At 49.7% G+C, this 15,036-nt stretch carries 14 protein-coding genes; 3 read left to right on the top strand and 11 right to left on the bottom strand.

Annotation, left to right across the window (positions count from 1 at the left end; translation table 11 throughout):
* Positions 1-11 precede the first annotated feature (11 nt).
* Positions 12-896 carry a hypothetical protein gene (locus tag QFX39_RS07770; RefSeq protein ID WP_300479128.1) on the bottom strand — a complete coding sequence of 295 codons (885 nt, stop codon included), beginning with the start codon at positions 894-896 and terminating at the stop codon, positions 12-14.
* Between the two features lie 90 nt (positions 897-986).
* Here QFX39_RS07770 and QFX39_RS07765 point away from each other — a divergent pair, with 90 nt between their 5' ends.
* A complete protein-coding gene (locus QFX39_RS07765) occupies positions 987-1,370 on the top strand; it encodes a hypothetical protein (protein WP_300479126.1) in 384 nt (127 codons plus the stop codon).
* 90 nt (positions 1,371-1,460) lie between these two features.
* Here QFX39_RS07765 and QFX39_RS07760 read toward each other — a convergent pair whose 3' ends face one another.
* The 3 genes from QFX39_RS07760 to QFX39_RS07750 all read right to left on the bottom strand — a co-directional run bounded on the left by QFX39_RS07760 (position 1,461) and on the right by QFX39_RS07750 (position 4,018).
* Positions 1,461-2,357, bottom strand: coding sequence for a DUF2101 family protein (locus QFX39_RS07760; RefSeq protein ID WP_300479124.1), 897 nt, complete (start codon positions 2,355-2,357; stop codon positions 1,461-1,463).
* A 12-nt stretch (positions 2,358-2,369) separates the two neighbouring features.
* A complete protein-coding gene (locus QFX39_RS07755) occupies positions 2,370-2,801 on the bottom strand; it encodes a class III signal peptide-containing protein (protein ID WP_300479122.1) in 432 nt (143 codons plus the stop codon).
* Between the two features lie 68 nt (positions 2,802-2,869).
* On the bottom strand, positions 2,870-4,018 hold the full coding sequence (locus QFX39_RS07750; RefSeq protein WP_300479120.1) for an A24 family peptidase C-terminal domain-containing protein: 1,149 nt from the start codon (positions 4,016-4,018) through the stop codon (positions 2,870-2,872).
* Between the two features lie 149 nt (positions 4,019-4,167).
* Between QFX39_RS07750 and QFX39_RS07745 the strand changes: the two genes are divergently transcribed.
* Positions 4,168-6,282, top strand: coding sequence for an STT3 domain-containing protein (locus QFX39_RS07745; protein ID WP_300479118.1), 2,115 nt, complete (start codon positions 4,168-4,170; stop codon positions 6,280-6,282).
* A gap of 14 nt (positions 6,283-6,296) precedes the next feature.
* On the opposite strand, the gene pyrG is transcribed toward QFX39_RS07745, so the two are convergent.
* The 7 genes from pyrG to QFX39_RS07710 all read right to left on the bottom strand — a co-directional run bounded on the left by pyrG (position 6,297) and on the right by QFX39_RS07710 (position 12,964).
* Complete coding sequence (gene pyrG, locus QFX39_RS07740) at positions 6,297-7,901, bottom strand: glutamine hydrolyzing CTP synthase (protein ID WP_300479115.1); 1,605 nt, start codon at positions 7,899-7,901, stop codon at positions 6,297-6,299.
* A gap of 116 nt (positions 7,902-8,017) precedes the next feature.
* Positions 8,018-9,199, bottom strand: a complete 1,182-nt coding sequence (locus QFX39_RS07735; RefSeq protein ID WP_300479113.1) for a cofactor-independent phosphoglycerate mutase — start codon at positions 9,197-9,199, stop codon at positions 8,018-8,020.
* Positions 9,200-9,277: 78 nt separating this feature from the next.
* Positions 9,278-10,303 (bottom strand): homoserine dehydrogenase, encoded by a 1,026-nt coding sequence (locus QFX39_RS07730; RefSeq protein WP_300479110.1) that lies wholly within the window; start codon positions 10,301-10,303, stop codon positions 9,278-9,280.
* 2 nt (positions 10,304-10,305) lie between these two features.
* Positions 10,306-10,770 carry an allosteric regulator of homoserine dehydrogenase gene (locus QFX39_RS07725; RefSeq protein WP_300479107.1) on the bottom strand — a complete coding sequence of 155 codons (465 nt, stop codon included), beginning with the start codon at positions 10,768-10,770 and terminating at the stop codon, positions 10,306-10,308.
* 24 nt (positions 10,771-10,794) lie between these two features.
* Positions 10,795-11,010 (bottom strand): Asp-tRNA(Asn) amidotransferase subunit GatC, encoded by a 216-nt coding sequence (gatC, locus tag QFX39_RS07720; RefSeq protein WP_147670876.1) that lies wholly within the window; start codon positions 11,008-11,010, stop codon positions 10,795-10,797.
* Positions 11,011-11,136: 126 nt separating this feature from the next.
* The gene (locus QFX39_RS07715; protein WP_300479102.1) at positions 11,137-12,552 is read right to left on the bottom strand and encodes an asparagine synthetase B; all 1,416 of its coding nucleotides are present in this window, start codon (positions 12,550-12,552) and stop codon (positions 11,137-11,139) included.
* 19 nt (positions 12,553-12,571) lie between these two features.
* Positions 12,572-12,964, bottom strand: a complete 393-nt coding sequence (locus QFX39_RS07710; RefSeq protein ID WP_013295627.1) for a pyridoxamine 5'-phosphate oxidase family protein — start codon at positions 12,962-12,964, stop codon at positions 12,572-12,574.
* 522 nt (positions 12,965-13,486) lie between these two features.
* Here QFX39_RS07710 and QFX39_RS07705 point away from each other — a divergent pair.
* Entirely contained in the window at positions 13,487-14,782 is a 1,296-nt protein-coding gene (locus QFX39_RS07705; protein ID WP_300479097.1) for a pseudomurein-binding repeat-containing protein, read from the top strand.
* The last annotated feature ends 254 nt before the right edge of the window (positions 14,783-15,036 follow it).

Below are 15,036 nucleotides of genomic sequence, written 5' to 3'. Positions count from 1 at the left end.
CACCTGAATTATCATTTTAGCCAGAGATACAGGACAAATTTTGCGGGCCTTAACCTCACATTATCGAGTGTTATCTGATCTGCGGGGGTTCCCTTGGGTGCTGCAAGGATGTAGACATCCATCGATGCCCCAGGGTTACTCTGGGTTCTCACACTCAGTATGTTATCCCTGAACGTTGTGTTATTGTAGAGGTAGGTCTCATTTATCTGTTTCTTGATCTCCGTGATGTGCCTGTTTATCTCATTGGGGGGTACAACACGGTTGTTGTTAACATCAACAAATGCTGAATTGTATCCCCTGTTAACTACAAGGACCCAGTAGTCGTAGATTCTAAGATATGCATCATTGGTTGGGAAGTTGGTTGTGTAGGTCCTTGGCTGCCCCGCATCCCTTATGAGACCCTCTATTGAACCCACACGCTCAACCTTGGTGGTGAGGACGTAACGCTCAACCCTCGCAATGTCAGGGGCACTTGTGTTGAGTGTTCCAAGTGTCCTGACGGTGAGGCCCTCGGTGGTGCTTATGTTGATGTAGTAGCCATACTCGGGGCCCACAAGTTCCCCCATGTTGGTTGTGTTTATCCCCGCTATCTTTGCAGGGGAGAGGTAGTTCTTCTGGGGCATGTTCCGTATTGGATCATATCTTGCAAGACCTATACTCTGGGGATCGCCCCTCTGCTCCCAGTCCACAGGTACTCCTGAGGTTTCAACCAACGCATCTGCTATATCCGATGCCTGGCGGTCAAGGGCGCTCTGATAGATTGTGCTCTGTGTTAAATACATTATGTTGTCCATATCAGCGGCAAGCATTCCCAGCATGATGGTTAATGGTATTAGAGCCAGAAGTATGTCAAGTGAAAATGCAAAGCCCCTCTTATCAGCCAGTATACCCCTCAATTTTATCCCCTTCTCTTTATATGTGGTTATTTATGCCGGGAATGTTATATATACTTGATCATTCATATATGATTAGGAGGGTGATATATAATGGATTTCAGGGGTCAGGTGTCAGCAGAATTCCTTTTGATCATTTCATTCATAGTGATAATCGTGCTCGTTTTCTCGTCAATTGCAGGACCCCAGTCACAGGAGAACAGTATAGCCACTGCTGCAAGGGAGGGTGCCTCATCTGCGGTTGCTGAAATTGCATACACCAATGTATCCATGAAACCTATAAAGGTCACGAAGACAACCATAAAAGGTGGAAGCAACAGAACCATAACTCTGTACTTTGACACGCCCATTCCCTCAAATTACAGGGCATTAGTGATAAACAGGACCGTAGAGTCCCTCTTAGGTCTCAGCGGGGTGAAACCTGTTAACAGCACCACCGTCAGGCTGGGGGATAAGACATACACGGTACAGATCTAGAAAACTGTTCCCAGTTAATTACATTTATTTATTCCCGGTTACACCCACTGTACACAGATCTAGAAAAAAATTAATTTATTTATTTTCCTGTTACGCCCCTTCCACACCGGTTATCCTAACAGGCCTGTTACCCCTCATGCTCATGACGGACCCCTCAACTGCAAGCTTCACCGTGTCCCCGACCTTCACATCAAAGACGCCATTCTCAACGATGTAGACGTCCGGTTTAACGTTGCTCCTTATATCATAGTCAACCCTGACATAGGATGTGTTTTCACCGGTCTCTATAACCTCACCGAAGGTGTAGTCGCGCACATATCTTATTCTGAATATAAGGAAAACCACAGCAACGGCCAGCACAGCGAAGAGGAGTGTTGTGAGGGCAGGGAAAAATACAAATGGGAAGGCCATTGTGAGGGCAGAATTACCTGATACAAAGATTATAACGACCCCAACAGCCACGTACATCAGAAAGAAGTCCCTGTAGGCCTCAAAGTCCCCCGGGTACATGACCCTTATCTGGCGGTAGAGTATGTAAAGGAGGAGTCCCAGTAGTATAAGTGCAGCCGGCATGAATATCAGGAAGGATATGAAATTGAAGACGTATATTATCGAGAGCACAATGAATCCAGAGGCTGTCAGCTGAAGTTTAAGGACCGCATTTTCCTTCTCTGCCGGGTCAAAACGCCCTGTCCTGATGATTATTGGGGCGTCGTCTTCAGGTATCTTGATGTCATGGTTCCTTGCCTCCTCGAGGATTTCCTGAACCTCCTCATCCTGCTGGGCTGGAATACGCTCCCCTATTGACTCAGCCCTGTCCCTGATCCTTTTCCTAACGTCGTCAACATCAACCTCTGAGATTCCCTTCCGGAGATCAGAGGTCATGCTTCTTATCTTAGATGGAAGCCTTATGATTCCAAAGATTGCCGATCCAATGAGTGTGAATAGAGTTATCACTGCACTGCCGAGTCTTGAGAAGAAACTCATATGAAATCCCTCCTAGGTCCTTGTTATGTTTGTTATGAGTACAGTTGTGGAGTTAAGTGGCCACTGAACCACCGCGCGGTACCATCCCCTCTGAACATTCACTGACTGTGATGTGAGGTTGTACTGTGTGGGGGCTGTTATATTTGACCCTGTACCGTTACTGTAGGTAACCATGAATATCACGCTGTTATTGGCAAAGATGAGTGTACCGTCAACGGGTATGTAGAAACTCACGGTCCTCTTTGCCCCTGGACCATTGGAATAGACTATATCAGCTGCATCTGAGAGTGTCTGAACAGCCACCTTCGCATCCGATGCCCGGGATACATCTGTACTCGCCTCTATTGAGCTCCCTATGAGGGGTATGGTCACACCACCAAGCACAAGGAGGACCACAAGTATGAGTAGGAGGTACTCCAGGGAAACCTGTCCCCTGCTATCCATGCAGATCACCTTCAACATTTAATATCTCAACTGATATTGTTTATGTGGAGGGCCTCTTAAATACTTGGCTAAAATACCAGGTCAAATGCCCGGAAGAGTATGACTGCAAGGTCACCCACAAGTAGCGATATGACAAGTCCTATAAATATTGCGGGGGCGAAGGGCAGACCCCTCCTTATACGGAACTCATCACGGATCTTTCCCTCATCTACAAGGTCCCTTAGTGTCTGGATCTCCTCCTCCCTCAGGCCGGCGGCCATTGCAGAAATTACAGGTTCGCCCCTGTAGGTCAGCGTGGATACATCACCTGTCCTTGCAGCGGTCCTGAACCTGTCGGTAAATGATGTGTCATCAAAGTAGTAGTCATCACCCTTCCTGTAGAGTGTGTGGGCGAGTATCATGCCCTCCCTGAGTTCATCCACGTGCATGGTATCCTGGAGGGCCTCCCTTGTGATTGATGTCAGGAGCTTTCTTATAAGCTGTATGGCGGTTATTGAGACCCAGAGTACAACAACGCCACTCACGGTTAACTCGAAGTTCCTGTAGAGGGAGTAGACAATTATAACGGATACTATCACAGCCTTCACCCTGTTGGGTAGGCGTGATATGACCATGGTGAGGAGGTAGATGAGTATGAGTGAGAGCACTATTATCTGGAATGGGAGGAAGTCCGTTACAATGAACGTAAGAGTCACCGCCGATGTGATCACAAGGGCAAGGACCATGTTTGTCTTATACTGTTTGAGGGGCTCCATGAATTCATCCATGAGGTCCCTCCTTGATGTGTAGATTATGAAGAAGACGTATACCAGGAGGAATGGCAATAGGGACAGTATACTGTTTATTATAAGTGTTAATGGAAACGGGTAAGCTGCTGTTACAGGAAAAGCCACCCCTCCCATGGTGTAATCCACAATGGATGGCTGGAATGGTAGAAGAGCCGTGATGGCTGTGAATAACTTGACGTCACCACCGGCCCAGGCACCCATCCTCCAGAGTACGTAGCCCAGGACGAAAATGCCTGCTGTGAAGATGACGGTGTATATGAATATCCAGGGGTCCGCCTCGGTGTAGGCCCTCAGGGCGTTAAAGGCAAGACCGAGGCCAATAACAGGAAACGTGAGGCGGTTGGGTATTAAACCCCTCTTTATATCACTGTATGAGGCATAGAAACATACAATAAGCGCTATGAAAACAGGGATCAGTTCCATGACCATAAAATCACTCCTCTAATGGTAAACATCGTTAAGAGAATCTCATATTTCAGGACTCGTTTTTAATTAATTCTCAGAGTGAGGATATTTAAGTTTTTGTGAACAGATCTCAGAATGTATATCCAGCTTATAAACTAAAGAGTGGATGCATATTGAGGCGGGATAAAAAATCAACCTTTGGACTGATAAGCGCTGATAGGAGAACACTCGTTCTCATGCTTGTAATATTCTCTGCTGGATTTGCCCTGAGGGCCGGTGCGATTGCCACGGTTCAGGGTATATACAGTGAGAGCTACAGCCAGCCATACATGTATGATATGGACTCCTACTATAACCTCAGGCTCGCATCCAACCTCCTTGAACATGGGAACCTCTCAGAGGATGGCTGGGACAGGTACTCATATTACCCGCCAGGTGTACCCCTCGATTACCCGCCACTTCTCGCTTACGTCACCATCCTTGTTTACATGATCCTCTCACCATTAACAGGTTTAACTGACCTGGCATTCTGGCTTCCAGCATTCATAGCCCCCCTTGCAGGTGTACTGGTATTCGCCCTTGCAAGGTCACTTGACTGCGATGAACTATCATCGGCGGCTGCAGGGCTTCTGGCGGTTTCTGTACCCTTCTACTTCATGAGGACTGTACCTGGATTCTATGACACAGACATGTTCAACCTCGTCCTTCCACTGGCCGTGGTACTCTCACTCCAGGTATCTCTTAAGGAGGGTAGCTGGAGGTATGCAGTCCTTGGAGGGGTTTTCATGGCCCTCTATTCAACTGCATGGAATGGCTGGCAGATACTATACTGTCTCATTGTGGTCGCCGTGATCCTCTTCCGGAACTTGAGGCGAAGGGAGCCCATCATACTCCTCCTGGTAAGCACGGCTCTCATTGAGGTCCTTGCTCCCGGCAGCATCATATCGATTCTTTCAGGCGCCCTAAGGATACCTGGAGGTGTGAGTTCCGCATACCCATTCCCGAATCCATACGCCAACATAACGGAGTTACAGAGGCCTGACCTGGCAGATGCAGTGATCGCCCTTGGCCCGGGCCTCCTTCTGGCAGGGATCACAGGTTTCAGGGCCCTCATAAGGGATCACAGGAAAAGTGTGCTGTTACCTCTTCTCTCCCTATGGACAGTGACAGGTGCCGTTTTAATGGTCTGGGGTATAAGGTTTTCTGAAATAGCTGCCGTTCCCCTCCTTGTTACATCGGCACTGTTTCTCAGTGACATCAGAAGGACTGAAATCAGATCTTTGGGTTCCATGAACCTTTCTGACCCACAATTCAGAAGGGTCTTCCATGTGGCTGTGGCTGCCATGGTGGTCCTTCCCTCGTTCCTCATATGCATTGAGAGTTACAGCGCACTGCACCCGAGGGTTAATGATGACCTCATGGCCGCGGCAGATTACATAAGGGAGAACACATCCAGTGGTACGGTGGTGATCTGTAACTGGGTCCACGGCCACTTCTTTGCCTTCATGGCTGAGAGACCTGTAAATTTTGATGGTAGACTTGCCTACATTGAAACCCTCCCCCGGAGGGGTGCTGATTATCCCCTTGATCCCCGGGTTCCGGGGGTTTACAGGGAGTACTGGCAGGACAGGGCGCTTGCAACATCAGACCCTGTGCTTTCATCTGAGATCCTCTCAATGCTTGCATCCTCTGGGGATGATGCCTACCTTGAGGTACTGAAAAATGAAAATGATCCTGCAACTTCAGCCATCATCCTGGGGGACGTTCTGGGTGTTAAAAGGGGTGAACGCGTGAATTACCTCATGGAGAAGTATGGTTTCCATGAAGATGCTGCAGGAAGAATCGCATCCACCCTTAACAGAAAATCAGATTATGTCCTCATAACCTATGATCGCCTCATAGACAAGGGCTACTGGATACTCTACTATGGAAGCTGGAACTTCACAGGAAAAACAGAGGAACCACTCTACTCCACTGGTACCATCACCTCACTTGAACCACTGAGAAGTAGCGACGGCCTTGTATGTGATGGAAGTGTGAAATTCAATGGTGTGAATGTTTCGAGGCTTTACCTTGTTAATGGGACCCCAGGGATTATTGAGGGTGACCCCGATTCAGATATCGTTGCATTCGCACTTCTTGGGAGAAACCGGACCGTTGTTCTCCAGAGGAGGTATGAGGGGTCAATGTTTGTGAGGCTCGTGCTTCTGGGTGATGGTGGGGGTGTATTCAGGGCTGTTATGAGGAGCGGGGATGTCACGGTATGGGAGCCCATCCATGAGGGATAAATAAAGTAAAGGAATCAGGACTCCCTATTTTCAAATGCCGCCTTAAGGAATGATACGAAGAGTGGATGTGCCCTGTTTGGCCTTGATTTGAACTCAGGGTGGAACTGGCATCCCAGGAACCATGGATGGTCCCTGATCTCAACCATCTCAACCAGAAACTCATCGGGTGATGTCCCTGAAATCACAAGGCCCTTCTCCTCAAGTTCATCCCTGAATTCATTGTTCACCTCAAACCGGTGCCTGTGCCTCTCGGTTACAAGTTCCTCCCCGTAGGCCTCATATGCAAGGGTACCCTCCCTGACCCTGCAGTCATAGGAGCCGAGGCGCATGGTTCCACCCATCTTCCTTATCCTCTTCTGCTCCTCCATCATGTCAATCACAGGGTAGGGTGTGTCCTGGTCGAACTCTGTACTGTTGGCGCCCTCCATTCCATTGAGCCTTGCAAATTCTATCACCATGCACTGCATTCCCAGGCATATGCCGAAGATGGGGATCTTCTCCTGAAGGGCGAATCTCACAGCATCGAGTTTCCCTGAGATACCCCTCTCACCGAAGCCGCCAGGGATAAGTATGGAGTCAAGGTGTCTGAGGTCATCCACACTGACGTCATCATCTGCACTTATCCATTCAATTTCAACGCGGATCCCCAGGTGGGCTGCGGCATGCTTCAGGGCCTCCCTTATGCTTATGTAGGAGTCCTCAAGTTCCACATACTTGCCCACTATCCCCACTGTCACCACAGGCTCATCTATCATGAGGGATTCCACGATTCCCTTCCACTCCTCAAGATCCGCCCTTCCCTCAACATCCAGTTCTATCCTCCTCACTATGTATTCGCCGACATTTTCACTGTCAAGGACCAGGGGGACCTCGTATATGGATGATGCGTCCGGGGCGTTTACGACCGCCTCCTCCTCAACGTCACAGAAGTGGGCTATCTTCTTTTTGAGTGATGAGTCTATGGGCATCTCACTGCGACAGATTATCATATCAGGGTTTATACCTGTACTCCTGAGCTCCTTTGTGCTGTGCTGTGTTGGCTTTGTCTTGAATTCTCCCGCAGCCCGCAGATAGGGTACATAGGTTACATGGACGAACATGACATTCTCGTGGCCCTCCTCATTTCTGAGCTGCCTGAGGGCCTCCAGGAATGGCTGTCCCTCTATGTCACCAACGGTTCCGCCAACCTCAACCAGGACGACGTCAGCCCCGCTTTTATCTGCAATCCTCCTTATCATTGCCTTGATCTCATCGGTGATGTGGGGTATTATCTGCACACATGAGCCCAGGTAGTCACCGGACCTCTCCTTGTTGATGACAGAGAGGTAAACCTTACCCGTGGTTATGTTGGCCTCACCGGGGAGGTCTGCGTCCAGAAAACGCTCATAGTGACCCAGGTCAAGGTCCGTCTCCATACCGTCATCGGTAACAAAGACCTCACCGTGCTGGTAGGGGTTGAGGGTCCCCGAGTCCCAGTTGAGATAGGGGTCTATCTTGATGGCTGTCACCGAAAGCCCGTATGATCTCAGTATCCTTCCAATTGATGCTGCTGTTATCCCCTTTCCTATAGAACTTACAACTCCTCCTGTTACAACAATGTACTTGGCCAGATGAACCAACTCCTGATTGGTTGAATAAGATTAATGGATAGTCTATGTGTCTTTGAGTGAATAAGATTAATGGAATAGTGTATGTGCCTCATCGGTATTAAAAATTCGTACCCTGAAGCCGGAATCTAAAGGGTTTTCATGACCTCTATGAGTCTGTGGCCCTCCCCGAGACCCAGTGAACCCTCCCTGACGGAGAATTCATCGTATGATTTTACACCATCAGGTTCAACACCATCACCTGCAAGTATGCAGGGTACAGGGTCAGGTACATGGGTTTTCACCTCTACGGGTGTCGGGTGGTCCGGGAGCACGGATATCCTGCAATCGTATTCTGTCATGGCATCAAGTATCCTTCCCAGTACGAAGTGGTCTATGTTCTCTATCGCCCTTATCTTCTCCTCAACATCACCTGCGTGTCCGGCCTCGTCGGGTGCCTCCACATGGACAAAGAGGAAGTCGTATTCCTCAAGGGCATCTGCCGCGTACCTCCCCTTGGCCCTGTAGTCGGTGTCAAGGTAGCCTGTTGCACCGGGGACATGGATGTTCTCGAGGCCCGCGTATACACCAAGACCCTTTATGAGGTCAACGGCTGTTATTGTGGCGCCCTTCAGACCATATTTTTCACTGAATGGTTCCATTGATGGCCTGGTGCCCTGGCCCCAGAGCCAGATCATGTTTGCCGGTCTCTTTCCCCTGGCCATCCTCTCCTGGTTGACCCTGTGTGACTCAAGGATCTCCCCTGAGCTGAGCATGAGACCCCTTATATGGTCGGCCTCAGGTGACCCCCCTGGGAGGTGATGGTCCACGGGTTCACCCACGATGTCGTGGGGGGGTTCGACTCGCACATCGGCATAACTGGGTCCTGTGATGACAAAGAGGTTCCTGTAGCTCACTCCAGCATAGAATCTTCCAGGGGTTTCAAGGTGGGTGTTGAGGGCATCTATGAGTTCTGCTGCATCATCTGTTTCAATGTGGTCGGCGTTAAAGTCCACTATCCTCTCATTGGCGTTTATCAGGTTGCACCTGAACGCAACATCCTCAGGGGAGAGCTCCACACCTATACTTGCGGCTTCAAGGGGCCCCCTCCCTGTGTAGTAGCGTCTGGGGCTGTAACCCATTATGCTGAGGTTAGCCACATCTGAGCCCGCCTCCATGCCCTCCGGCACCGTCCTGAGGAGTCCGCATGCGCCTTCCTCTGCAAGCTGGTCCATGTTGGGCTTATCCGCAACCTGGAGCGGTGTCCTGCCATCAAGTTCATCAAGGGGATAATCCGCCATTCCATCTCCAACAAGAATAACATACTTCATGATAATCACTGTAGGAATTAAAACATCCAATAACGTAATTCAATTAACATTACTGAAGGGATTAAAAACATTAAAATATTATCTGATCTCTCTGTGCCTTCGCCATATGGTGAGGGTGTCTGTTAGCATAGCCGAGGCTGTCTCCAGGGACCCGGCACCCCTCCCAACGGCTGTAACCTCACCTGCAAGGTCTGTCCTGAGGGTTGCCATGTTGAGTGTCCCGTCAACAGCATAGGGGGACCCCATCCTCACGAGCCTCGGACCCACCTCCAGTGTATCATCTGATATCTCAGCAATGAGCTTTATGAGGTAACCCTCCTGGGCTGCCAGTTCAATGGCCCCCTGGGTTATGCCTGTGATACCCTCCACACTGACATCCCTGAGGGTGCATGGCCTCCCCAGTATTGCATTGGCAAGTATAACCGCCTTGCATGCGGCGTCTGTACCCTCAACATCCTGGGCAGGGTTGGTCTCTGCTATACCAAGCTCCTGTGCCTCAAGGAGGGCCTGCTCATAGGATGAACCCTCTGAGGTCATCCTTGATAGTATGAAGTTTGTGGTTCCGTTCAGTATCCCTATAACCGATTCTATGCTGCAGGATGTGAGGGTCTCCCTTGCAAGGTTTATTATGGGCATGGCCCCGCCAACCGATGCCTCGAACATGAGCTCGGCGCCGGCCTCTGAGGATAGCTCCATTAGTTCAGAGTAGAAGAGCGCCAGGTGCCCCTTATTGGATGTTACAACGTGTTTACCATCCCCTAGGGCCTCTATGAGAAGCGACCTTCCGGGTTCACCGTCCGTTATGCTGGTGGGGGTTGCCTCAACCAGGCAGTCGTATTCAACCTCATCCAGGAGTTCAAGGCCGCTCATACCCTCAACTCCCATGGGGTGTCTGCCGACACCATCCATCTTCTTGTGTCTGAGGATTTCAGCTATATCAAGACCATTTCCATCATGAACTGCCCCGGATGAATCAGCAATCCCGGTAAAGGTTAGCTCCAGACCATACCTTTTCTTGAGGTATTCACCCTTGAGCTGGGCCGCCCTGAGGAATCCCTGACCCACCGCTCCAAGACCAACCAGACATATCCTCACTCTCATCACCCCTAGACCTCTGTTATGAGGAGGAGGTCATGCCTCCTGGCGGCCTCCTGGATCCTCTCAAGGACCATGTCTCTGGTCCCATGTTCGACCTCAACGGTTATCCTGGCTGACTGTCTTTCCCCGGACATTCTGAGTGAAAGGTCAGATACAGAGGCACCCCTGACGCTGTTTATTGCCTCCACAGCTTCATGGAGGTCTCCCTCTGAGATTTCGCCTATGAGTATGCTTGTGAATTTCTCCCTGAGGGGGGCGCCGTCCATCTCGATTATGTTAACACCCCTCTCCTGGAGTTTGCTGATGGCCGCGTCAAGGGTTTCCCTGTCACCCTCCACCGTGAGCTGTACAGGTACCATCGGCCCGTATTCACGGTCCCTCTCATGTATAACCGTCACTATATTGGCACCGGAGCTCCCCAGTGGTTCCAGTACAGATAAAAGCTGACCGGGGGCATCCCTGAGTTCAATCACCAGGTTTAACCGCATCCTTAACACCTACTGGGTCCATTCACCCCTCTCAACAACTATGTTGCCGTCCTCATCCACCGGGGCGTTTCTGAGGATCTTCTCAGGGTCGGTCTTCTCAACCTCATCCTCGCTTGTCCTGTTAAGGTTATCAACGATGTAATATGTTTCCTCAAGTTCAGGGACGTCTTCAAGTGCCCTTGAGAATTCCTCGAGGATCTTCTCAGCCTCTTTCTCTATCTTCATGCAGGATTCCTCCTAGTGTGATGGGTAATCTTGAATGTGAACATATGAGTCTACTATTGATGTGCAGTGATATAAATGCTTAGATTAGAGAAACACAAAATCCGGAGAGGCGAACCCCTCATGGATTCATCTCTGAACGACTCCACCATCATTCATGAGTCTCCTCAGGAAGGACTCATGGTCGAATCCAGGGAGCACCCTCCTTCTAAGTATCCGATCAATGCCTGAACCGTACTGGGCTGCCTTCTTGGGCCTCCTTGCAATGTAATCAGGTACCCCCATCTCAGCCGCCACCTCCCTGAGGATGTGCTTTCTCACCTCATCATCGGGACCCGTTATTTTGAGGCATATGGGGACCCTGAGGGCCAACTCTATAACCTCCAGGTCAAGGAAGGGGACCCTGAGTTCCACCGAGTTTGCCATTGTAACAGCGTCATCACGTTCAAGGTTTACCTGGTATATGTTCTCCAAATCATGCATCAGCGCATCTTCAAGGTTTCCATCCTCAAGTAGCCTCCTGTAGCGGTGGTACCCTGCGAAGAGCTCATCGGCTCCCTGCCCCGAAAACATGACCCTGAAGCCTGCAGCCGACGCCTCCCTGGATGCAAGGTAGAGGGGCATGGCAATGGCGATCTGCATGGGATTGTAAACCTCAATCGCACCGAGGACATGGGGGAGGGCACCCCTCAAAGCCTCCTCTGTAACCTCAATTACCTGGAGGTCCATGTCAAGGTCCTCTGCTGCCCTTGATGCGAATTCAACATCCGGCGATCCCGGTGTGCCCACGGTGTAGAGGGTGATGTCCAGGTATTCACTGAGGAGCACAGCAAGGAGGGTGCTGTCCACACCACCTGAGAATACAAGTGCGGCCTTCCTGAGTCCACGGGTCCTCTTTTTTACCGACTCCCTGATGGCAGATTTCAGGAGACCTTTAAGTTCATGGGGGCTTTCGGTGCATGTTCTGGGCTGGGGGAGTCCCCGCAGCTTCACCACCCTCCCATTTATAATGGCGTGACCCGGTGGAATGCTCTCCACATCCCTCAGGCCTATACTCCACAGGGCCTTTCTCTCAGATGCAAAGGCCTCCCCTGAATGGTAGAGTGGCTTGACACCCACAGGGTCCCTCACCGCCGCAAGGTTCTTTCCATCGGTGTAGATGAAGGCGTAGTCCCCGTCAAGTTCACTGACTGCAAATCGGATTGCATCCTCAAGGTCGCCGCCGTGGCCCTCTATGAGGTCCAGTATGAGGTGGGCATCGCCCCCAGCTGGGATGTCATGACTGTAGATTTCGCCGTTGAAAACCAGGACCCCATCACCTGAAACCGGCTGGGGTCCTCCCACTATTGAGAGGAGGTTGTGGCCCAGTGCAATGTCCTCTGAGGGAGGGGCCTCAAGCACATCCTCCCCCTCACTGGTTTTTATGGTGATCCTGCCGTCATGGTAGAGGCCCCTTGCATCCGGGCCCCTGTGTCCAGTTGTTCTGAGCATCGCGGCGACCTTATCCCTGGCGCCCGCTCCCCTGAACCCTGCTATACCACACATCCATGTCACTCTGGGGGCTTCAGGCCACCTTTTCACCGGCCTCCGGGCCCGGCTTTACTGAGTATATTTCCTCAACAGTCATGAGTATGGCGGATTTTGGTTCAAGTTCTGTCATGACGTTCTGGGCCCATTCAACTACCATGTCAAAGTATTTGCCTGATTTGAAGATTTCAACTGTTCCCTTGAACTGGTATGGGCATTCCCTGGCGTTCTGTGGTATCAGTGCCATCTTTGGGTTTTCATGAAGGTTTCTTATGGTCTTCTTCATGTAGTTGTCTGCAATGAGGATGGTCCTCTCATCCAGTGGCCTTGCGAATCCTATGGGGACCACGTTTGGTGTGCCCTCCTCATCGGCGGTTGCAACAAAAACGAGTTCCTTCTCGATGGCATCCATCATCTCACGACTCATCATATAATATCACCATTTACCTTATTACTCAATGATCAGTAGATAAAGTTAACCCTGTTCTTCAGGATTGTTATGGTGCCCTTGAATACGTTTTAAACCGTTATAATACCTTATATATTTCTATAAAGCATTCAGCTCCTTTCTAATGCCTCCTGAATTGCGCGTGCCCCTTAAGGATTATATGGGCCTGCCACCACGCCATGTTAAATCCCCTCTGGAGAGCCCCCATACCTAAAATAGAATCCCATTAAAATCCAGCTGTAATATTAGGTTCTATATGTGCCTTTCAGCTGGATAAAGGATTGGAAATTGTCATTAAGTCCATGCTGGGAATGGAAAGAGCATATTCATCTATCATGAAAATGAAAAGATTTCATTAAGCCTATTTTAATTTAAAAGGTTCATATAAGGCTTTTTTAGGTCAAATAAACCAAAATATTTATATATAACCTTAAATTCAAGTTTTTAATGTCACAGTGACCCTACCGGGCACTGTGGATTGGAGGCGGTAAAATTTCGGTAAACATGAGACTGGTGTGCATGCTCACTGCATGCATCCTCCTCATGAATACAGCAGGATATGCAGTGGCAGCTGATGATACAGCTTTCGAGAGTGAAGTTGGATGTGAGAAGTCACCGGATCAGTGTTCAAGTTTAAATGAAAGTTACAGTGAAGACATGGTGGACAGTGACGGCACATTGCCTAGCGGGGCCGATCAGCTGAGTGCAGATAACACCGAGCCCCCTGTTTCAGTGGACAGAGAAGTGGATACACCTAATAACACCACAGATAAACCCGAAGTGGCAGATGCAGACATGGCGAACGTCAGTGGCAATTCAGGCAGCCATTTCCAGGCTGCAGGTGATAATTCAGGCGTGAACCATGCAAACACACTTAGCGCTGCAGTTGACCTCAAAAAGTACATTGAAACCTACGGTAAGCTGCCATCAACAGTATCAGTGGGAAGCCAGAAGCTGACGATTGCACAGTTCCTTGACCTGATGCTCAAGGACCTACTTAAAACTGCAGGAAAATCAGCTTCACTTACAGTGCGTTCAGTGAAAGCCGCGCCGAACCCATCAGGGTCAGCGGCGGGGCAGCTCTCAAGGTCAGCCTACATCAAACTCGCAGAGAATGTGCTGAAGTTCATAAACAGTAACGGCAGGGCACCCAACTATGCGAGTTCCAGTATCGGCAGGATATCCTTTGATAACCTCATATACGCGGTTTCAAGGATCCTTGCATTCCATGCTGATAATGGCAGACTCCCCAACTATGTCACGGTGAAGAAGATCAGTGCTGCACCAGCAAGCCCACCATCATCACTTAAGAACAGGCGAGAGAATGACCCATACAGCGGTGAGAGCACCTCCCGGTACCTTTCGGCAACAGCAAACTGCCAGGTGAATGACACGGCAATCAGGTCACTGGCAGCCAGCCTAACCTCAGGTCTCACCAGTGCATGGGATAAGGCAACAGCGATATTCAACTGGGTACGCGACAGCATCAGCTACAGCTTCTACTACAACACAAGGTACGGTGCCACTGGTACACTAAAAACAAGGACAGGTAACTGTGTGGATCATTCACATCTCCTGGTTGCCCTCTTCAGGGCTGCAGGGTTAGCTGCCAGGTACGTCCATGGTACATGCACCTTCACCTCAGGTAACACCTACGGCCATGTCTGGGCCCAGGTACTTGTGGGTGACACCTGGTACGCTGCAGATGCCACGAGTTCAAGAAACAGCCTCGGCGCTGTATCAAGCTGGAACACTGCAACAGCAAAGATTAAGGGAACATACGCAAGTCTTCCCTTCTAGTGGTTTTTAAACCACTATTTTATTCTTTTTTAGTGATATTGAGTCCTAAATTTAAGAATAATTGTTCTGAAGCATCAGTACCTTGCAATAAGCAGACTGTTCACAAAAAAAGATAATGGTTCTCAATAGCATCAGTACCTTGCAATAAGCAGACTGTTCACAAAAAAAGATAATGGTTCTCAATAGCATCAGTACCTTGCAATAAGCAGACTGTTCACAAAAAAAGATAATGGTTCTCAATAGCATCAGTACCT

Origin of the sequence: Methanothermobacter sp. (assembly GCF_030055425.1) — an archaeon.
GTDB lineage: Archaea > Methanobacteriota > Methanobacteria > Methanobacteriales > Methanothermobacteraceae > Methanothermobacter.
This window is presented reverse-complemented; position numbering and strand designations above follow the sequence as displayed.

Coding starts and splice junctions, on each gene's coding strand:
- QFX39_RS07765 (WP_300479126.1), top strand. CDS start 987: ATGGATTTCAGGGGTCAGGTGTCAGCAGAATTCCTTTTGATCATTTCA.
- QFX39_RS07760 (WP_300479124.1), bottom strand. CDS start 2,357: ATGAGTTTCTTCTCAAGACTCGGCAGTGCAGTGATAACTCTATTCACA.
- QFX39_RS07755 (WP_300479122.1), bottom strand. CDS start 2,801: ATGGATAGCAGGGGACAGGTTTCCCTGGAGTACCTCCTACTCATACTT.
- QFX39_RS07750 (WP_300479120.1), bottom strand. CDS start 4,018: ATGGTCATGGAACTGATCCCTGTTTTCATAGCGCTTATTGTATGTTTC.
- QFX39_RS07735 (WP_300479113.1), bottom strand. CDS start 9,199: ATGAAGTATGTTATTCTTGTTGGAGATGGAATGGCGGATTATCCCCTT.
- gatC (WP_147670876.1), bottom strand. CDS start 11,010: ATGAAGATAGAGAAAGAGGCTGAGAAGATCCTCGAGGAATTCTCAAGG.
- QFX39_RS07715 (WP_300479102.1), bottom strand. CDS start 12,552: ATGTGTGGTATAGCAGGGTTCAGGGGAGCGGGCGCCAGGGATAAGGTC.
- QFX39_RS07710 (WP_013295627.1), bottom strand. CDS start 12,964: ATGATGAGTCGTGAGATGATGGATGCCATCGAGAAGGAACTCGTTTTT.
- QFX39_RS07705 (WP_300479097.1), top strand. CDS start 13,487: ATGAGACTGGTGTGCATGCTCACTGCATGCATCCTCCTCATGAATACA.